This is a genomic window from Sphingobacterium lactis (genome assembly GCF_011046555.1).
In the GTDB taxonomy this organism is placed as follows: Bacteria; Bacteroidota; Bacteroidia; order Sphingobacteriales; family Sphingobacteriaceae; genus Sphingobacterium; species Sphingobacterium lactis.
Genome location: NZ_CP049246.1, coordinates 2468858 through 2490445, shown reverse-complemented (window position 1 = coordinate 2490445; position 21588 = coordinate 2468858). Strand labels below are relative to the sequence as shown.

Below are 21588 nucleotides of genomic sequence, written 5' to 3'. Positions count from 1 at the left end.
GATACCTATAAGGGGCTTAAACATGGCTACTTGTCAATTTAATATGTTGGTTATTAATTAATTCATGAAATCCACGGAGAATTTCCTGCCGTTCCTTATCGCCTAAACTGTTTAACGGAGGCATCATATATTCCTCACAGAGGCCAAGTTCCTTCATCAACACTTTAAGGGCCCAAAGCGATTCCCCTAATGACTTGTTCGCCTGGTAGAGATTACCCAACTCATCAGACTGCTTCTGCATCATCTTTACCAATCCTACGTCCTGTCTTTCTGCTGCTTCGCACATCTGCACATAAACGGAAGGCGCAAAATTTCCGGTACTCGGTACAACACCTGAACTACCATTCAGCAAGGCAAATCCTGCAGCTCCTGCCCAGCCTATATAATGTTTGAAATCCTCTCGGTCAGACCATCTGTTCAGCGAATCTTGTAACCTTTCCATATTTCTTTCGGAATCTTTGATTCCAACAATATTCTCATGTTTACTCAATCGCTCAATCAGGTCCAAAGGCAGGGACATATGCGTTGTTGCTGGAATGTTATAGACAATTAAACCAGCACTGCAGGCATCAGCCAATTGCATGAAATACCTTTCCATTTGGTAAACCGACAATTGGTAGTACGTTGGTAATGTCGCAGCAATGGCTGTAACGCCCAAGCGATGGGCCTGTTGCGAAATACTGATAGACTCTTCAAGGATATTGGAGGAAACCCCCACATACCAATGCTGACCTTCTGCCTTACTTTCTGCAGCTACTTCCAAATATTCATCCCTAAAGGATTTGGATAAGGAGGCAGCTTCGCCAGTAGTTCCTAAAATAAAGGGACAAGCATGATTTTCATGTAAAAACATAAATATTCGTCGTACAGCTTCCCGATCAAGACTTAAATCTTGCTTCAATGGGGCAACAACTGGAACGATGATCTCTTTCATCTTTTTAGTTTAAGTGTGATTAATATGCAGCTCTATATATAGATATGGCGTCTTCCAATGTAACTTCTCTTGGATTGTTCACCAATAATCGTGTAATTTTCAGGGCATCCTCTGCCAGTTTTGGGATGGCCTCTTTTGGAATATCCAACTCTCCTAATCGACTTGGAATTCCACATTCATCAATGATTTGTCGTATGCGGTCAATTCCTTTTCTTGCTGTTTCTTCATCGTTTTCACCACGAGGACAACCTAAGGCTATTGCAACTTCAGCATATTTCTGAGGGGCACTACGATAATTAAATTCCATGACATAGGGTAGCAACAACGCGTTGGATAGGCCATGAGCGAGGTGAAATTCAGTCCCTAATGGATAGGATAAAGCATGAACTGCAGCTGTATTTACTGGTCCCAAACAGAAGCCACCAAGAATACTACCCAGTGCAACCTCTTCTCTGGCCTTCTCATTTGCACCATCCTGAACGGCTGACACTAAATTATCTGCGATCAATTTTATTCCCCGAATGGCGAACATATCGATAAAAGGTTGGGAAAATCTATTGGTAAATGCCTCCAAACAGTGGGTCAAAGCGTCCAGACCTGTAGCAGCAGTAATTGCACCAGGTAAAGTTAATGTCAATAAAGGATCAGCATAGACGGCATCCGGCACCAAATTGGGAGAAATTATCCCTTTCTTCTGACCTTCATCATCTACTAAAATTGCATTTGGTGAAACTTCACTTCCTGTGCCTGAGGTAGCAGGAATACAAATTAACCTTTTATTACGCTTCTGCAATAACCCATTACCCACAACGTCTTCCAGTTTCTGATCATTATCCAATAAGGCTGCAATTAATTTAGCAATATCCAAAACGCTGCCCCCACCTATACCAATGACAGTATCTGCGTCCACTTCTGAAAATTTGATCAACAGCGACCGTAGATCTGCAAAGGACGGTTCCTGTTGGATGCTGTAATCCGCTGTCACCATTATTCCGGCACTTTTTAAATCTTCGATTACCGATTGTAATCTTTCTTTTAAAGGTTCTATACTCATCAAAATAACACGTCGAACCTTTGCAGCATGTAGTTCTTCCTTCAATTGTGCCAGCACTCCATTTCCAAATACAAAATGTCTTGGAAATACGATATTTAAATTTCTTTTCGTCGCGTTCATCTTATTCCTCTTCTGCTTTGTAAGGTTTTTCTTCAGGGAGCTTATATCCCTTCACTTCAGGCCAAACTCCATTCCTTATTTTTCGTTTCTTTAATTTTTTAGGATCCACAACAACATGTTTCATCTTTTGCCTACGCCATGTATATGCAAAATGCAATAGCCCGTCACTAGTCTGAATAACTGCTGGATAGGAATATTGACTAATCGGTGAATCTTCAAGAATTAACACAGCGTCCCAGTCTTTACCATTCTTTGATACCGAAACATTCAGTGGCGTACGCTTACCTTTCGGATTTTCCGGCCCCGGCAAAACATGATTATAGACCAGAACATGTTGTCCATTTTTCATGGTTACGGCATCAGTGCCGGAATTATTATTCGGGAGGCTTGTCTTATTCAACGCAGTCCAAGTTTCTCCATTATCATATGACCAGCTCTCAGCTACAGCCCAATTTCTTGTCCTTGCCAAAATCTGCAATTTTCCATTGCCATGATCTAGAATGCTAGGTTGAATTGCGTCCAGGTTATCCTTACCCTTATTTATAGGGCCGACTTTTCGCCAGGTTTTCCCAAAATCGGGACTTATTTCGAAATGAATACGCCAGCCATCACCCTCCGTACTTGATGGGGAAATCAGATTTCCATTGCTCAATAGAATTGGTTTATTCTTGATCGGCCCGAGTATATTGTCTGGTAACCGTTCAGCAGCAGACCATGTTTTTCCACCATCCGCAGATCTCTTTAACATCCCCCACCATGCTGATGGTTTAGGCCCCACTTTATAGAATAATAATAAGTCCCCATTAGGTATCTGGTATAAAACTGGGTTCCATGTCGGCATCCGCTTATTATCTGATAATATACCATCTGCAGCAGACGTGGGAGCTGACCATTTTCCATTTTCAAGACGGCTCACATAAATTTCAACATCCGGATTGCGCTCTCGGGTACCACCAAAAAAAGCATAAACCAATCCGGTAGGCGTTTCTGCCATTGTCGCGGAATGACAGGAAGGAAAAGGTGCTTTTTCGTAAATGAACTCATCCTTAACAATTCCCTTTTGCCACTTGTATAATGCATTCTCTTGTGCCCAAGTGGGAGGTGCTAGAAGCAACATTATAGACATCAAACTTAAAAACAACCTTTTCATCTTTACTAAATATGACTGTTGAACAAATAATTACCTGACTTTAAACTAACTTTTATATAATCTTCATCCCTGGAAATTTTTTCAATACCTTCCGATTGGTTTAAATGCTTGCCTGACTCAAACACCTCAGTTTCCGAGCGCGCTGGGATAAATACTTCAGCTTCGGTATTGGGTGGAATCGTGATTTGCCACCTTAATTTTTGACCATCTACCTGCCAATCAGAAGTAATCTCACCGTACAAGCTTTGATATGATGCCTTTACGGCTTCAAGCCCTTTTGGGAAAACTGGTTTCATGGAAATCACCTGAAATGCATTCTCTTTGGACGCTATCCCAGCAAGCTGCTCATAATACCATACCAGCAAATCACCCAACATCATGACGTGATTCTGGGAATTCATTTTTGGATGTGCAGTATTTCCATTCCATAATTCCCATATCGTCGTTGCCCCCTGCTCGATCATGTAACCCCAGGATGGATAGGTTTTCTGCGTCGCAATTTTTAGCGCCAAGTCATCTTCACCCATTTTGTGCAGAGCACGCATCAACCACTGGATCCCAACAACACCGTTATGCAAATGACCGTTGTAAGTATGGTTTATCAGATTGGTAATATTTTCGCGAACCTTTTTTTGTTCTTCCACCTCGACCAAATCAAAATTGTAAGCAAGGATATTTTCAGTTAGGCTATTACTTCCATAGGTTCCATCACCGTTATTGAAAGTTTGATTAAATGCTTTTTTCACTTTCAATGCTTCTTTGGCGTATTGGTCAGCTGCTTTATCTTGTAGTACATCGCCTATATCTCCCATTAAAGTGAGCAAATGATAGAATGTAGCACTTGCTAACAGTTTGCTCGGATATTTTTTGTCAGCAATTTTTCCCCTACCGGCTTCAATGCTTTCTGGAGGAAAGCACCAATCACCGTAACTATCCTTAACCATTAAGCCTGAATCATCATTGTATCGATCCTGCATATAATTAATCCATTTTTTCATTGCAGGATAATGATCTTTCAATATTCTGATATCTCCAGACTGCTTGTAAAGCATATGTGCAACAATAATATAGGTTCCTGCCCATGTACTGTTATCACTGTAGTATCTCCAAAAAGCAGGGGCTACATCAGGAATGGAGCCGTCATCCTTTTGAGATAACTTAATATCGTCCAACCATTTACAATAAAAATTTATATTATCAAAAAGGAAGGTTTCTCCATACGCACTACCAGGTCGGTCGCCCAACCAAGGTTGTCTTTCATTACGCTGAGGGCAATCAATTGGCATCCCTTTGTAGTTGGAAGCAATTCCCCACCATGCATTTTTATAAATCCTATTTAGCAGAGAATCGCTACTTTGAAAGGATCCGATGGTCGCCATGTCATCATAAACAAATCGACCAACAAAGTTTTCTTTTTTAATAGCCCCGGGGTAGTTACTGACCTCAACATACCGAAAACCATGGTACGTAAATTTTGGTTCCCATTCTTCTTCCTTCTCGCCTTTCAAAGTATAATGATCGGTAGACTTTGCATCACGAAGATTCGCAACAAATAGATTGCCTTGCTCATCTAGGGATTCAGCAAAACGCAGCTTCACCTGTGTTCCGGCAGGTCCGCTAACCTTTAACTTAACCCAACCCGTAAAATTCTGTCCATAATCAATAATCAGCTTGCCATCTTCCCGTTGAATTATCTGAGCGGGATGGATATCCATCATCACTTTCATGGGTGCATTCAGCTGCGCTTCAAAGCGACCGGCAGGTTCCTGAACATAATTAACCGATTGCCAGGAATGATCATCGAAGTTGGCCATATCCCAACCTGTAAATTCTTTTCTTGCATCATAATCCTCCCCGTCATACTCATTATTGCTGGTAATTGGCCCATTTGTGCTTACTTTCCAAGTATTATCTGACTCGATATATTCGGTACTCCCATCGTTATATTGGATCTCCAATTGAAATTGAAGTTTAGGGAAACCAAATGATTTTACTTTGTAAGGTTTTGCTTGTCTCATAGCATAAAACCGGCCATTTCCAAGGATAACTCCAATCGTATTTTCACCTTGTGCAAGGTCAGACGTCACATCAAAAACATTGTATTTAATGTTCGTGGAGTAATCCGTTGGTGTTGGTGCCAATACATGGTCTCCGATTTTCTTTCCATTGATCGATAGCTCGTACAACCCCAAACCCATGATATATGCAGTGGCTTTTTGAACCTTCTTTTTGGTTTCAAAATCCTTACGGAAATAGCGCCCTGACAGTTGACCTTTTTGTTCATCATCGGTATCTTGATAACCGTCCAAACCAATCCATCTATTTTTCCAATCTTTGTAATAGCGTAAACCCGTTGTCCAATTCGCGGGAGCGGACCATCCCAAATCCTGTTTATTCGTATACACGCGTACTTTCCAATATACTTGTTGCCTGCTTTCTAGTTTTTGACCGTCATAATAAACAGTGGTAGAATTGTTGGAATTCACCTTTCCAGAATCCCACAGGTCACCTATTTCCCTTTCTAGCTTAGCTAGACTGGAAGATACGATAACATGATAGCCAATTTGATATACACCACGTGTGGAATCTTGAATTTCCCAGCTCAATCGAGGAGCTTGTCGATCTATTCCCCTAGGATTATTCATCAATTCACAGCGTAAATTATGAAGTTTCTGTCCATAGGAAGTTGAACCAAACCCTAAGGTTTGAATCAAGACAAAAAATAGTATCACACGCTGTAGCTTCATGTTAATTCCCTGAAAAATCGAAATAGATAACCATGTGTAATGCCCGTTTCGGTTCCTTTTCAAAATCATAATACACATGCTTCATTCCCATAGGCCCCGTTGTTTCGGGTTTCTGGGTTTTGGTTCCTATCGCGGAGATACCATTCATAAAGGAGATGTCCCCCTTCGGAAATGTAGGTTCCATATTTTTCCAATCGGTATCCTTTTGTTCCTTGGGCGTAAATAATCGAAGGAATATATCTTCTCGATCTGTAAAGACTAAGAAAGATTGTTCCGTAGTGTTGAATTTTGTCCAATACATGTTGCTGTGGTAGCCTTTGAATTCTGGATATTCAAAAGGCACCTCTCCTGTTGCCACATCATTATAATCCTTTTTCCAGACCCCAAATTGATTACCTTTCATCCTATTTTTCCACACCCGAAAAGGACCATTCCCCATATACTCTACTGATTTAATCTTATCCTCCGGGAAGGAGAAGTTTACACCAACATATCGTGTAAAATAAGCCTCGGGAAAATATTGAACATGCATCTTTAACTGACCTGAAGGCATAATTTCCCAACGCAATGTATTATAGCTTTCTTTTTTATCGAATGTCGATTCAATTATTACGCGGCCTTCTTCTTGCGTCAGATTAAACCCTTTAAAATTGGTTTTCGCCTCCTCAATTACAGGTCCATTTGCGAAAGGTATAATTCCTTTTTTATTACGGACCTCCTCCAATAATCCTGTTTTTTTATTGAAAGTATACGAAATTCCATTCGCCGTAATTTGAAATGCAGCTGCCGTTTGTTGAACTTGGATATCACCACCTGTACGTTGTATTAAATGATCAGCAACGTCGGCAGGTCTACTAATTGGAAAGCTCCATGTGAATATTTCATGCCCAGAGGGATCATTTGCAGTAAGGTATAATACATCATAGGCTAGCCAATCTTCTGGCAAGTCAACAGCCAAAACTCCTTTATCATAAGGAAGAATATTCGGTGCTTTTATAGCTCCCTTCTTATTTCCCAGATCATTTTCAAAGGTTCCTAGTTTTTTAAGCTCAAAATTAAATGTGCACTGGTTGGTATTGGTAAATGAATATCTATTTTCAATTGAAAAATTTCCATCGAAACCCTTGGTCATCTCTCTTTTTTCAAAAAATATTGGGCTCCACACCTCCTTAATTGTATAGAAACTACCTTCCTTTTGATAATATGGGCCAACAATTCCATCTGCACCATGATTACCATCCGTATCAATGATACCATTCTTATCAGTTCGAACTACACCTTGGTCCTGAAAATCCCATAAAAAACCACCAGCAGAAAGCGGGTTTTGCCACATTGCTTTCCAATAATCCTCCAATCCTGCTCCATGTCCACCATCGAACATCCCGTGCAAAAACTCTGTAGGCATAACAATGTTATGGCCATGGTCATAGGATCCAATACCATAATTATATTCGCGGTAATGAGTTGTTTCAAAGCCTCCATAAAATGCCCAAGGATATATCAAAGGGCGTTTCTGAATATCTTCCTCAAAGAAAATATGGTCTAATTCTGGGTTGTGCCCTCCTTCATTCCCATTTGCCCAAAAGATAATGGATGGATGATTATCAGAGACGTGCATCATTTCATATAGTAATTTAGAGCCTACCTCCGTATCGTAATGGCCGTGCCACCCTGCCAATTCATTCATCACATATAAGCCCAGGGAATCGCATACTTCCAGGAAATGATTATCTGGTGGATAGTGCGCCATCCGAACGGCATTCATATTCATTTCTTTCATCAACTTAACATCATGTATAGATATTGCTTTACTTGTTGTTCGACCTGATTCCGGGTGAAATGAATGCCTATTGACCCCCTTAAATTTAATTTTTGCCCCATTGATATATACGCCATCACGTTCTTTTACTTCGACGGTCCGGAAACCGAATTTTTGAATCTTCTCATGGATCTTTTTCCCATTTTTGATGAGCGATACATGTGCCGTATAAAGATTTGGAAATTCTGCAGACCACAGCTTAGGTGATTTATAGTTCGTGGTTACCCATGCGGAATCACCCGTTATATCTACTTTTTGGATTTTCCCAAACTTCTTACCCTTTGCATCGAAAAGTTGCACCGTAATGTAGTCGCCATTGCCCTGCGTTAATATTTTACTTCGGAAAGTACCATCTGCTTTTGCGTCGATCGACAATCTAGCCACATGATCTTTTGGAACAGCTTCCAGATAGACGGGGCGATAGATACCACCAAAGATCCAATAATCTGCTTCCCTTTCTGCAGCATTTACCGATTTATTGGCAGAATGCTTGGACACGCGAACCTCCAAGGTATTTGTTGAGCCATATTTCAAGAGTTTTGAAATATCATATTTGAAAACATAAAATGAACCCTGATGTATTTCACCCGCCAATTGACCATTGACCCTGACTTCAGTATCAGTCATGGAACCTTCAAAAACGATGTTTACTAATTTTCCTTCCCAAGATTCATCAACAACAAAATTGTATTTGTAATTTCCAACTTCCTTACCCTTATTGGCTTCTTTATTAAATCCATAATTATATTTGCCAAACCCTTGAAGTTCCCAATTCGAAGGAACAGGGATTTTGGTCCATTGGCCAGCCTGCATTCCTTCGCTAACCATAAAATCCCATAATACACCATCATCCTTTCCCTTCCCAGATAAGTATTGACGCTGTGATAATTGTGCGGTACTCTCGACAAATCCCCCCACAATAAACATTAGAAGAAGTATATATCTCATATCCTAGGTTAGTTAATTAATTTCTCGGTTCAGCTTTAAATTGGATGAGCTTAAATATTGCTTCAGTTTCTTTTTTCCCAGCATCCTTTACGTCATAATCTTGATCAGTTGGTGTATTGGCATCAGGGAACCGCCGAACTTGACCAGTTCTGAAAGCTATCCGACAGATTTTATCCACCGGTTGAAAAAACAATCTTGTGCCTTTGTCAACTCCATTTACACTTATTTTATAGGATCTGGAAGGCACGTCGACTTCTAATCCAATCAAATAATCTTTTCCGCCCTCATACGCTTCCACGCCGTTATCCCGATAACCAACCTTAGTTTTTATGGCACCTTGATCATCGAAAATTATGCGTGCCGCGGCCAGGCCTTCCTCATTGAGCAAATCAATTTCTAAGGAGCCCGTATTATTCTGTTCAGGTTGAATCTTAAATTCCAGTTTAACTTTTTTCGATGCTTGGATTACGCGTTCTGCCTTTGCATAGTCATAGGGGTCGCTATCACGGAGAACGAGTGCAGATCCCTCTACCCTAACTGGTGCCCAAAGAGGACTGTAAATATTCCAAAGAGAAAATGCCTGTTGATTAGTATCAGTAAAATTATCTTCAACGGTCCCCTCTACGCTCGCCTGAATTGGAACAGGAACTTTTGCGACCCACATATCCTCTTTATTCATGCTGTATGTCAACCACATTGCCCCGTCCTTAGGCTTGCCATTCCCTTCTTGGATACCACGCACATATTGAGGCCCGTAGGATTTATAATTCCCTCCATACCGCATGGTTGTAATTTCACCGTTTATCAATAAAAGATCAGTATAATCTAATCCGTTTTCACTCGTTGATACGGCTAACGGCCACCTGAATTCAGATGGGTTATAAACGGTAGCAAATCTGCCATCACTCGTTTTTTGGCCCCAGATTTTTGCATTGCTATTGACGAAACCAGGAGCACGCAACGGAGTATATGCCCAGGTTTTGCCGCCATCTTTACTGATAGAGGTCAAAGCATGTTTCCATAATCCTACTACGTCCCCATTGTTTAAATGATAATAAGCAAAAGCTTTGATTGGTCTGTGATAAGGGACGATCGGATCATTGCGATCAGCTTCTTCCACCCATTGCTGCATCATCAATGGGTCTGCCATTAATTCATCACAAGCTTCCTTAAAAGCTTTGTCCTTGCTCACTGTATAAAAGGGAAATTTCGCCTGTTTCTGATCAAAGGATGAATTAAAGCGAATAAAATAGATCGGCCCGAAAGTGCCATCAGATTTTATTTCGCGCACAACTCGGCCAATACCATTTCCATCATTCGGGTCATCTTTTTTATCCAGTGCAACGCCATAGTAACCAATTGTCAATAATTTTCCATTCTTAGCCGTGTAGAACCCCATCCGCTGATGCATGATTGCATACAGGTTTTTTCCGGCCTTACTTGGGTGATTGGGCTTAGAAAATCCTTCTGGCACTAAATATGGCGGAAACAATTCTACAGGTGATGACCAAGTATAGCCATCTTTCGATTGTTGCAATAGTGTTTTCCCCTCAGCAATATGTTCTCCAATGGGGTTACTTAGGAATTGAAGATAGTACGTGTTATTCCAAAACGCCAAAAACGGCTGGTGGTTATAGGTAAATCCATGACCTCCAGCTAGTGAAGGTGATTCCCGATTTGCGCGGAAAACCTGAATATTATGGACCCCAACAACAGGCTTCAATTGGCCATGATGGTAATCTACATTTGATAATGTATTACCGGTATATCTTACCGTATCTTGGGCGTGTACATAATTAGACATGATGATCGCCATAACCAGACAGGATAATTTAGTATTTATTTTCATACCCTTAATTTTTAAGCTTCGAAGCTTTTAAAACCTTATTTAAATCCTTAGTGGTCGCATGGAATATAGTCCCATGTTTATGTCCTTCAGGAATATGAATCTTATTGTTAATTGATTCAAATGATTTGAAATCCTTAGTCGAGACAGCTTCATACTTTTTGCTACCATAAGAATCAAAATAGATCAACCATTCATCCTTAACTTTCAATACTGAAGGTCCCTCTGTCAAGTAAGCGGAGAATGGGGCAGTTATATTTAAAAACGGACCCTTTGCGTTGTCTGAAAATGCAACTTTTAAATTTCTATTTGGCCGCGTATTATCCTTTAAAACCAAGACATATTCATCTTTTTGTTTCCTTAGGATGACTGCATCTATGATACTGAATCCCGGATCGGCGAATAACTGCGTTGGCGTGAATGTTTTAAAATCCCGAGTGGAGGTATAATACATCCGGTGATTATTATTTTCCTCTTCAACACCTTTTGGATAACGTCCTGGAATTGTTGATGCCCAGATAATCATGTATTCACCTGTAGCTTCATCATAAAACCACTCCGGTGCCCAAACATTTACCGTAGTGGGTTCATGTTCCATCACTGGTATTATGCGTTGATTCTCCCAAGTGATAAGATCTGCGGAAGAAGCGTACCCAATTCCCTTTTCACCTTTCCATGCGATGGTCCATACCAAATGATATGTTCCTTTCTTATCCCTGATTATTGATGGATCACGCATAATTTTTTGGGAGCCTAACGTAGGTGCTAAATAGATTCCATCAATTTCATTCCAGTTATACCCATCGTAACTATATAAGTACCTTAGACCTTCATCAGCAGGTTCATGGAAGGAACTGAACATGTATACATCCTTTTGGCAAGAGTTCATGAACAGTCCCAATCCCAAACAACAAATCAACTGATAATAATATTTTTTAATCATTCCTTATCTTCAATTACTTTATGGATTCCAAAACCAGTACCCAATCATTTCCATTGTGCTGTCCACCTTGGGGTAAAAAAACCTGGGTCCCTTCATTCTTAAATTCATCGATAAAAGTATATTCACCATTTCTTGGGTTAAACCAGGACGCTTTAACATTATCACCTTGAATCTTCCCCATATTGATTTTCATTTCTCGCCCTGTATAGTTATAGATTAAGGCATACGAGTCTGTCCGTGTAGCAACCAATCGATCATATTTTGACCCATTTTCCGCAATTAACGACTGATCTGGAATGCGGTTAAAATAATCTTTACGGGATTCCATTAATTCTTTTAGGTATTTCATCTGGCTTGCTCCAGGGGCTTGTAGGCCGACTGTCCAGAGTTCGTTGGAACCGAATGCCGTGGTTGTATCTGCAGCGGAATGCATCTGCATAACTGAATTCTGCCCATAGGTATACCCAAAAGCACCAGCAAAAACAGACCAATATCCATATCGTCGAACATCAGCGTCACCCCATCGTTTCTCATTAACATCATGTAAACCGTGCGGGATACCTTCGTAGGAAGGTTCACCGTCAATGGTCGGACGGGCAGGTTTCAAAGCCCAATCATCTTCCATATAGCGCCAATTATCCTCACCATAGTGTTTTTTTTCTTTGGCGGAGGTGTCTTGATCATATCGACGGTGGCCAGATTGCACCATATTGAAATCCAACCATGGCTCTTGATGGAACCAATCAGAAGAAGCAGTTCTTCCACGGGGATGAAAAGTCATTAAATGGTTTTTATCAATGGATTTAATGGTTTTTCCAAGATCTAGCCATACTTCTTTTCCATCACTACCTTTAATATCTCCACCATTTAACCAAATAATATTTGATTTATCCTTCCACCGGTTGGCCAAAAATGTTCCATAGGCCTTAGCTTGTGCAGCAGTTACTTTACCATCTTTTACAGGCGTGCCCCAAACAGGTACAACTGCCATATACAATCCTTTTTCAGCTGCCTTATCAATTATGAAATCCACATGATCCCAATAATCGTATTCTTCTTCCTGATCTGGATTGGAGCCTGGGGTAATTTTTGGTTTCGACAGATCACCTGCAACAAGTGAAGAATCTCCATAGCTATTCACAGAGGGAACCGTATGCAGAACCATCGCTTGAATTACATTGAATCCCTTCCCTTTTCTATCCTCCAGGTAATTTTCTGCTTCCTCACGGTCAAGTTTATTAAACAATAACCAGCCCGTGTCCCCTAGCCAGAAGAAAGGTTCTCCATCAGCCAAGGTTAAGTATCTGCCATTTTCAGAGACCTTCAATGCTTGCATAGAATTACTCTGCTCAGGAGTAGCACAAGATATTACCGAACAACTGATCAGGCTTGCAAAAATGGATTGGCGTAAAAGGTTCATCATTTCTTTATCTAAAAAATTTATTGTTTCTTATTCTTATTTTGAAATCCACAACACCACAGCACGCTGAAGAATGGTTGGATTTAGTGATAGATTTTTCGCATGATTGGTTTCTTTGGCGAGGGTTGCTCCAGTTTTAGGATCAATATACGTAACAGTAAATTTTCCCTTCAAATCGTTAACAAGGTCGACCAAGCCAACTGAATTTTCTGCATAAATGATTTTGCCCTTTGCATTTTTCAATACCCATAGGCCATTTATATTTTCAGGTTTCATTGAGGCAGCTTCCTGTTCAAAATTCTCAGCTTCAATATTTGGAATACCCGCCATTGAACCGCCTGCCATGAAAATTGCCCATGCCATTTCTGGATAGTTACTACTGTGGTACACTACAGCTTTATCCGGGAATTTGGTTCGATATTCTGAAACCGCTCTATAAACCTGCTCTGGGGATGTTTTCTTTGGTTTCATCAATCTAGCATGTTGCCTAGGTGCTAGATTTTGACCGCCCAAGGGTGCATAGACTGATCCGTCCGCCTGGTAATGCCAATACCGAATGTCAATGACCTGGACTTCTTTGGAACGGATTGGATCATTGAGAATTGCATCCTGAACATCTTTAGTGGTACTGAGGGAAATCAGTGGATTTTTACCGGTTTCCGCTTTCCATTCTTTGATCACATCAATCCAGAATTCAACGAAATGCAAAGGTCCCGTGTATTCGGCACTGATGGAGTGGATAACCCCCGTGCTATTTTTGAAGTTATCTAACGATTTCCGTATATACGAGCGGTGGATAGCCCGTCTGGTTGTATTATTTACATCATAGAATTGTTCTGCCATAAAAATACGCTTATCACCAGCATAGGGTGCAGGTTCAGGAAATCCAACCTCATTTATATTATTGGCTGTTCTCCATGGAAACTCTGTATAATGCGCACCTGCTTCAAGAATATTATGTTGGAAATAATGCTGATATATAAGTATCAGTTGATGTTCATCCGCTAACTTAGCGAAGGCCCCTAATCTATCCCAATAAAAATGATTGTATTTGGTGAGGTCATACTTTGAAAGGCCATCATAAGCAGTTCCTTGACCAGTTCTTGCGAAGGGCAGTTCATAGAACGGAGGCCATACATCTCCGTCGATTCGACGGATACGCTCATGGTCATCACGACGGCGATCATACCATAACCCATAATTATGATCCAATACCAGAATGTGGTTTCTTTGCATGAAATCAGCGACTTCATCCAAGTTATCTGTTAGCCCCATTCCTTCCTCTCCGGGAACAAACCGAGTTACATGTACTTTAGATTTGGCTGTAGCATATCGTCTAGCATTTCCACTCCACCATTGGACATCCGTCTTCTGACCAACCTGTATAGCATTATTCCGTTGCAAGAGACCAGCTTTCAAAAGTAGCGGAGCTACCGTTTTGCTTTCTTCCGGTCTCTCCCAATCTATATCATCAATTGATTTAATAGGGGAAGCCCCTCCTGAAATTGGTGTTCTAGTCCCTGCGTTTCTTATAAAGTCAATTAGTTGCATAGTGGGTTGCAAGGCTTCTTTTGTAAGAGCTGCTGCCACTTCTACGGAAGGACTGCTGGAGGCTTCTGATAAAACAGGAAGTAAAATCTTCCGGTTGCCAATCTCGGGTCCCAAACGTTCTTCCAACTGCGCATAATACAAGCTGCGCGGTTTGATATGTTCATTGGATTGATCCCAATAACCGTTGCCTTGGAACTGTGACCACGTACCAAACGCCCAATTTTGAGCGGTTGGTGGTTGGAAATTTTCAATCAGAGAAGCTGTTGATTGCCAAAAAACAGAATTTGCGGCCGACCATCCCGCTCCTTGCCCATCTTGGCCCCTATTCTTAAAACTTAATGCGTTATCCTCGATTTGTACAACATCAAAAAGGACCCCTGATGCCCAACTATCGACTGCTCCACTAAAATCCAAAGATCCTATAGCTTGGCACTGCACAAATGCATTCGGGCCAGCGGCCATAAATCCAACTGCAAAATCATGATAACCATTTTCCGAATAACAGCGCTGAAAAAGAATCTGCTGCCCATTGGTAAAAAATGTCCTCCGGCGCTGACCTGCGAATTCAGATATTGGATCTAAAGAAATGCAATCTTCGACTGTAACTTTGCTTGCAGAACTTAGAGCATAGACTGCTGATCCTGCAAAATGATGAAATTCAACCTGTCGAACCCAACCATTGGAAATATTCGCTAAAGTTATAGCCATCCATCGATGGTCCTCATCCTTTAAATTATTCTTGTCATAAGTTGACATTAAGCGTAAACCCTCAACACCAACATGTTGGATTTCTCCTGGCCAATTGATTTTTTGGACGTATCCGCCTCCAAACCGGTGATCTAATGCCGTAGTCAATGGTGCATCCAAAGTTATTACTCCATCCTCTATTTCAGTTATCATGCGATCCCAGTAAATCTCACGTTGCCCAGGTTTCCAGCCCAGTGACGTAATCCCTCCACCGAAATGATCTGTTCCTAATGCATTTATCCATTCCGCAGTCGCCGGTCTCGTAATTTGAATTCGATCTCCTACTTTAAATACAGATGCTTGATTAACGGTGATTTTTAAACTACCAACAGGTGTGTACTGGTCTATGATCGCTGTGGAATCGGTAAGTTGAACATCATTTTCTCCGTGTATTTGAAGCAGTGTTTCTCTCGTAAAGCCTTTACCCAAAATAGTCGTCCCATCATTCCCAAAGCCAGCACCACGGAGAATAATACCGGAGTGTTGAATTTTCAACGAACCTGAAACTTTATATTCCCCCACACCCAATTGTACAGCACCACGAAAGCCATTTTTATCCAATGGCAATTTGGCGACGTAATCAATGGCTGCCTGAATTTTTGCAGTGGCATCACCGTTTTGGACCGGAACGAAGATCTTGGATGCAATCTTTGGAATTGCAACATTCCCTCCCGCATAGCCTGCATGAGAAAAATCAGGGATATGGTTACCCATAGAGTCCGCAGCGTAAACCAGTTTACCTTCCTTGGATAGGGATAAAGGTGGCTGAACTTGAGCATGCACAAGCCCAATTCCGCTCAGGAAACAAAACCAAATAGCAAACTTACCAATCTCGAAAAAGAGTGTATGTATTTTTAAAATTTTCAAAGTTGTATAGCGAATATAGTTGGTTGAAGAAACTTGTTAAACGTGTTGTTGATTTGTCTAAAATTAATTCCCTCTATTACAAACATAATGTAAAATACAGACACCTGCTTGTATCATTTTCTCAAGCTACTGTACAATATTGCCTCTTAAACCATCATTTTGGATAAAATTGTAACAATATTAGTCACATTTAAGGTGAGTAGAACGTCAATAATGGCCATAAACTAATTCTAAACCTGATTAAAGCACGATTTCACTGATTCATGAAGGCCGAATTATTTCAATTTAAGTTAAAGCATCAGGTGTGTCCAATCCTAAAAAAGCTATACACAAAAACAAAGTGTATGGAAACAATAGAAAGAGAGTTTGAGTTCGCTGAGCGGACCAGTAAGAAGCAGCCATTCGACAAGCGTTTGATCCTCCACATGCTGGATCAGATCGAACTTGGGGTCCCCCGCCGGGACCTGATGGAACAGTACGGTGTCTCCGAAGTGAGCCTGATCCGCTGGATGAAGAAGTTCGGGCGACAGCCCATTGGGGCAAAGCGGTATACCACCGAGCTGAAGCGTTCAGTGATCAGGGCGGTCCAGGACGGGATGAGCGCCTACCGGGCGGGGAACACCTTTGATATCTCCTGCGGTACGGTCTCCAGATGGGTCAGGGAATATAAGGGGAAAAATACCGAACTTAGTTCCCCAGAACCCGATGATATGGCCAACAAGAAACCCGTAGACCCCAAAGAGGCAGAGATCCTGGCCCTGAAGAAGGCCCTGGAATATGCAAACCTGAAGATCAGGGCATTGGATACCATGATCGATATTGCCGAGGAACAGCTCAAGATCGACATCAGAAAAAAGTCTGGTGCCAAGCGGTCGTAAAGATCAAACAGGAATCCCCAGCAATGGGGATCCGTTTGATCTGCGGACTGTTTGGCAGAACAAGGCATGCGTACTATGACCGCCAGTGGCGGGTGCAGGATGTCGGACTGAAGGACGAGATCATCCTGCAGCACGTGCTGCGGATACGCAGCGAACAGAAGAGGATCGGTACCCGGAAGCTGCTCCATATGCTCGCCGGCCCCCTGCAGGAACATGGGATCAGGATCGGCCGCGACTATCTCTTCGCCCTGATGAGGGAGCATTCCCTACAGATCAGGGTCAGGAAGAGGAAGGCGGTCACCACCGATTCGCGGCACTGGATGAAGAAGTACAGAAACCTGATAAAGGAACTTGCGGTCGAGCGCCCCGAGCAGGTCTGGGTAAGCGACATCACCTATGTACAGCTCAACCGGCGCTGGGGATATCTGAGCCTGGTCACCGATGCCTATTCCAGAAAGATAGTGGGCTGGGCGTTCAGGGGCGACCTCTCGGCACAGGGATGTATCGATGCCCTGCAGATGGCACTGCAGCAGAGGCAGTATCCGGGAAAGGGACTCATACACCACTCCGATCGGGGTTCGCAGTACTGTAGCAAAGGCTATGTGGATATCCTACGCACCAACGGGATCGGGGTCAGCATGACCGAGAACGGGGATCCCTATGAGAATGCGATAGCCGAACGGGTGAACGGCATACTGAAGGCGGAGTTTGACCTCTACGCATCACAGAGTGGCCTGAGGGAGACCACAAGAAAGATCAGGGAGAACATCAGGGTATACAACAACCTAAGGCCCCACGCGAGCTGTGATTACCTCACACCTGAACAGGCACATATGAGGTCAGGTGCGCTGAGAAAGAGATGGAGACCGAAAAAATATCCAATAGTGCAGAAAGAGTTTGTATAGTACATATAGTATTACCAAATTTGCCTGTATAATCAATTCAGAATTAATCCAATAATTTGTATAGCTATATAAGGACAAGACAGTGACCTTGTCCGAGGTGAGAGCGTGGTGAGAGCGTGGTCAGAGCGTGGTGAGAGCGTGTCTATAGGCACGCTCTCACCACGCTTGCATCCCGGACGCACCACGCATGCACCTCAGACAAGGTCCGCCCAACAGGAGCTGAAAAATTTAGGTAATGATTATACATATGTGTTTTAATTATTTTAGTCAGAAAATGCTGTATTGGGGTAAAAAAAAGGAGGTTGCCTTTGGCAACCTCCACCCTAAAAAATAAAAAATTAGCATAAAAAAACCCTAAGGCCGTACCGATGCTAGCGGTACAATACTATTCAGATATTCTTCAATATGACTATATCCTGATTTGGCTAATTTTGAGGCATCTGATGCATCTTTTGGGTTTAAACCTTGTTTCTTTTCATAGTCATCTGGCATCCCATCGTTATCAGAATCGATATAAGGCGTTCCCTCATACGTTGGATATCCACCGACCTGATTCACATCTGTTATGATCCCTAATTTATAGGAGTCGGCCGGCAGCCTTCTTTTCACATATTTTGATGGTATTGTCTTATCCGTTTGTTCAGTATAAAAAACTTTACCTGTTTTTACCTGTTTAACAATTCTTTCGTCCACAGCGTCGCGTTTCGGCAGTGTAGCCCCTACGTTTTCCATCACGTAATCATAGGATTGTTGGGCGCTCATGATTTTTCCGAATGCCGAAAGCTTGAATGGTTCATCCGATTTAATTTCCTGCAGTAATTGTTCCTTAGATTTTGTATTTCCTTCGGGCTGAACTCCGCCATCCCAGTTATCCTTGGAAACCTTTGGATTCCCATCGACAACATTTCCATGGACATAAGCTTTGCCAAAAACATCTTTTTTGCCTTTTTCACGACTGGATTCTGGCTTCAGAATACGATAGCTAATAGGTTGATCCAAAGGTGTTATTGGTCCTGGCTTAAAGTAATTGTTAATGATATTATATTCCGATCGGTCATCTCCACCGTCAATACTCCTATTCCACCAATTCCAGATGACATTGTTTACAAAACCAAAATCTCCATACATGCCCACAGACGGATTTCTGCTGATATTGGAAGCCCATAAATTTCGCATAAACGTGCTATTCAATCCACCAATGGTACTTCCGAAGGCATGATTATACACATCTAAGCACTCCGAGAAAATCGAGTTCTGGATGGTAATATTCACTGTTGGTAATTTTAAATTATCACCAGTTCGGTCATAAACATGCCTATAAATGGACATGTTTTCATCAAGTCCCCAAGATGCAGAAATATGATCGATTATGATATTCCCGACTGCATTCCCGCCAACGGCATCATCCCTACGCATGACATCAACTTCTCCTCTTCTGAATCGTAAATACCGAAGGATCACATCGTGCGTATCGATTAGGAACGATTCACCAGCGATACATACACCATCCCCGGGGGCAGTTTGCCCAGCAATGGTTATATATGGTGCTTTTACTGCTATTGGTGTTTTCAAGCGAATAATTCCAGCCACATTAAACACGACGATGCGTGCTCCACCAGCCTCACAGGCCTCCCTTAGTGTACCAGGTCCAGCATCCGCTAAGCTATTCACAACATAGACTTTTCCACCACGTCCTCCGGCAGTAAATGCGCCACCCCCTTCGGCTCCCGGAAATGCAGGAATCGTAGCTTGTGGTAAATCAGATGGCTTAGCTGCCCAAGGTATAAAAGGTTTCCCTTCTGCTTTCATTTGCACCTGAGCAAGCTCCCATTGCTGGGCAACACGCTGTTTTTCTGCCGCTTCCGCCTGTTCTGTTTTTACTTTCAATGAATCTGGAATCACTGGGTATTGTGCAATCACCATCGCAGGCAAGCCTACCATAAGTAGCCCCAAAAGTGATCGTTTTACATCTTTTTTCATTATTTATTTGCGGCTAATTCATTTAAATAAAGTTCAATATTCATGTATCCCGATTCGGTAATTTTTGCAGAGTCGGAAGCATCATTTGGATTCAATCCCATTTTTTTCTCGACATCATCAGGTATGCCATCGTTGTCGGCATCCTTATAAGGCGTTCCAGCGTAGGTAGGATAACCACCAACCTGAGAAATATCTGTAATAATCCCGATCTTATACGAATCCTTTGGTAACCTTCTGTGTTCGAAATCCTTTTCCGGAAGTTTTACGTTTTCTAGCGGCGTTGGTTTTCCTTCCCGTACTTCCCGTACAATACGTGTATCTACAGGATCTCTTTTTGGCAAGGTAGCTCCAGCGTGTTCCAATACGTAAGTATAAGCATCTTGCGCTGGTATAATCTTCATTTCCGCCGATGGCAAGGGCTTATCAACTCTAGATTTTAACATAAAATCTTCATAGACTTCTCCAGATGCAAGTACATCGTCCTTGCTATAAAATTGTACACCCCCAGCCCAATTGTTCTTGGTAACGGCATCATTGCCAGCCACGATATTCCCATCAACATATGCACGTCCATACACCATATACGGCAATTTTGAACGTCCGGCTTCCGGTTTGAGAATTCTGTAACTTATAGGTGCATCCTTAGGGGTTGCAGGCCCAGGTTTAAAATAATTGTTGATGATGTTGTATTGCGCAGTATAATCTCCCCCATCGATGGCACGGTGCACCCAATTATAAATGACATTATTGGAGAAATTAAAGATGCCATTCCAACCGATTGAAGGATTTCTAGCGGCATTGTTGGCCCATAAATTACGCATAAAGGTGCAATTTTCTCCACCAAGTGTGCTTCCAAATGCATGATTCCATGTATCTAGGGCTTCAGAAAAAATCGAGTTCTGAATGGTAATATTTACCGTACCTAATTTAACTTCTTGTTTTCCTGTACTGTCGTTGTACATGTGTCTGTACATAGACATATTCTCATCCAAACCCCAACTTGCGGAAACATGATCGATCATAATATTCCCTACTGGGTTTCCACCGATAGCATCATCCCTTCGTCCAACATACGTCTCTCCTCTTCGGAATCGCATGTGCCGGATCAACACATCATGGGTATTGATCCAGACAGACTCTCCTGCCACACAAACCCCATCCCCAGGTGCGGATTGTCCGGCAATCGTAATATAAGGCGCTCTGATAATCAATGGCGTTTTTAACTTAATAATACCAGCTACATTGAAAACAATTATCCGTGGTCCACCTTGCTCACATGCTTCCCTTAATGTTCCAGGTCCGCTATCAGCCAAACTGGTCACCACATATACTTTACCTCCTCGACCACCGAAGGTATATTTACCGCCACCCTCTGCTTCAGGAAAAGCTGGTATTTCAGCCTGAGGAAGATCTGTAGGTCTTCCAGCCCAAGGAATAAAAGGTTTACCTTTCTTTCCATAGGCCTCAATAACTGGTAAAGCTTTGCTCCAAGCTATATCGGATTGTTTCCTGGCCTCTTCCATCATCGCATCAGATGCCTTTTTCACATCCTCCGGAATTTTAGGGTATTGGGCATAAACGGCAGAAATGGACATTCCTGCAAAACTTAACATCAATGCTGACACTATTGAAAATCTCATCTTGATAATTTTTTGAATAGGTATTGTACCTATTAAGAT

Annotated in this window: 13 protein-coding genes; 2 read left to right on the top strand and 11 right to left on the bottom strand. The window is 42.0% G+C overall.

What is annotated here, in order from left to right:
- Positions 1-16 precede the first annotated feature (16 nt).
- The 9 genes from G6N79_RS10895 to G6N79_RS10855 are packed head-to-tail and all read right to left on the bottom strand — an operon-like array spanning position 17 to position 16146.
- Positions 17-934 carry a dihydrodipicolinate synthase family protein gene (locus G6N79_RS10895; protein ID WP_103907606.1) on the bottom strand — a complete coding sequence of 306 codons (918 nt, stop codon included), beginning with the start codon at positions 932-934 and terminating at the stop codon, positions 17-19.
- A 19-nt stretch (positions 935-953) separates the two neighbouring features.
- Entirely contained in the window at positions 954-2108 is a 1155-nt protein-coding gene (locus tag G6N79_RS10890) for an iron-containing alcohol dehydrogenase (protein ID WP_103907607.1), read from the bottom strand.
- 1 nt (position 2109) lies between these two features.
- Entirely contained in the window at positions 2110-3258 is a 1149-nt protein-coding gene (locus G6N79_RS10885; RefSeq protein WP_103907608.1) for a sialidase family protein, read from the bottom strand.
- Between the two features lie 5 nt (positions 3259-3263).
- Positions 3264-6005 (bottom strand): alpha-L-rhamnosidase, encoded by a 2742-nt coding sequence (locus tag G6N79_RS10880; RefSeq protein ID WP_103907609.1) that lies wholly within the window; start codon positions 6003-6005, stop codon positions 3264-3266.
- A 1-nt stretch (position 6006) separates the two neighbouring features.
- Positions 6007-8772, bottom strand: coding sequence for a glycoside hydrolase family 2 TIM barrel-domain containing protein (locus G6N79_RS10875; protein WP_103907610.1), 2766 nt, complete (start codon positions 8770-8772; stop codon positions 6007-6009).
- A gap of 16 nt (positions 8773-8788) precedes the next feature.
- Positions 8789-10621, bottom strand: a complete 1833-nt coding sequence (locus G6N79_RS10870) for a sialidase family protein (RefSeq protein WP_103907611.1) — start codon at positions 10619-10621, stop codon at positions 8789-8791.
- 4 nt (positions 10622-10625) lie between these two features.
- Positions 10626-11561: a glycoside hydrolase family 43 protein gene (locus tag G6N79_RS10865; RefSeq protein ID WP_200818838.1), complete on the bottom strand. Its 936-nt coding sequence runs from the start codon at positions 11559-11561 to the stop codon at positions 10626-10628.
- 13 nt (positions 11562-11574) lie between these two features.
- Complete coding sequence (locus G6N79_RS10860; protein ID WP_234993268.1) at positions 11575-12984, bottom strand: glycoside hydrolase family 140 protein; 1410 nt, start codon at positions 12982-12984, stop codon at positions 11575-11577.
- A 33-nt stretch (positions 12985-13017) separates the two neighbouring features.
- Positions 13018-16146, bottom strand: a complete 3129-nt coding sequence (locus G6N79_RS10855; RefSeq protein WP_103907612.1) for a DUF6298 domain-containing protein — start codon at positions 16144-16146, stop codon at positions 13018-13020.
- 344 nt (positions 16147-16490) lie between these two features.
- On the opposite strand from G6N79_RS10855, the gene G6N79_RS17555 reads away from it, so the two are divergent.
- Both G6N79_RS17555 and G6N79_RS10845 read left to right on the top strand, forming a co-directional pair.
- A complete protein-coding gene (locus G6N79_RS17555) occupies positions 16491-17024 on the top strand; it encodes a transposase (protein WP_146060690.1) in 534 nt (177 codons plus the stop codon).
- Between the two features lie 23 nt (positions 17025-17047).
- Positions 17048-17929 (top strand): IS3 family transposase, encoded by an 882-nt coding sequence (locus G6N79_RS10845; RefSeq protein WP_164527198.1) that lies wholly within the window; start codon positions 17048-17050, stop codon positions 17927-17929.
- A gap of 354 nt (positions 17930-18283) precedes the next feature.
- On the opposite strand, the gene G6N79_RS10840 is transcribed toward G6N79_RS10845, so the two are convergent.
- Both G6N79_RS10840 and G6N79_RS10835 read right to left on the bottom strand, forming a co-directional pair.
- The gene (locus G6N79_RS10840) at positions 18284-19909 is read right to left on the bottom strand and encodes a pectate lyase family protein (RefSeq protein ID WP_164527210.1); all 1626 of its coding nucleotides are present in this window, start codon (positions 19907-19909) and stop codon (positions 18284-18286) included.
- On the bottom strand, positions 19909-21549 hold the full coding sequence (locus tag G6N79_RS10835; protein ID WP_200818849.1) for a polysaccharide lyase: 1641 nt from the start codon (positions 21547-21549) through the stop codon (positions 19909-19911). The genes G6N79_RS10840 and G6N79_RS10835 overlap by 1 nt, the downstream gene beginning before the upstream one ends.
- Between the last annotated feature and the right edge of the window lie 39 nt (positions 21550-21588).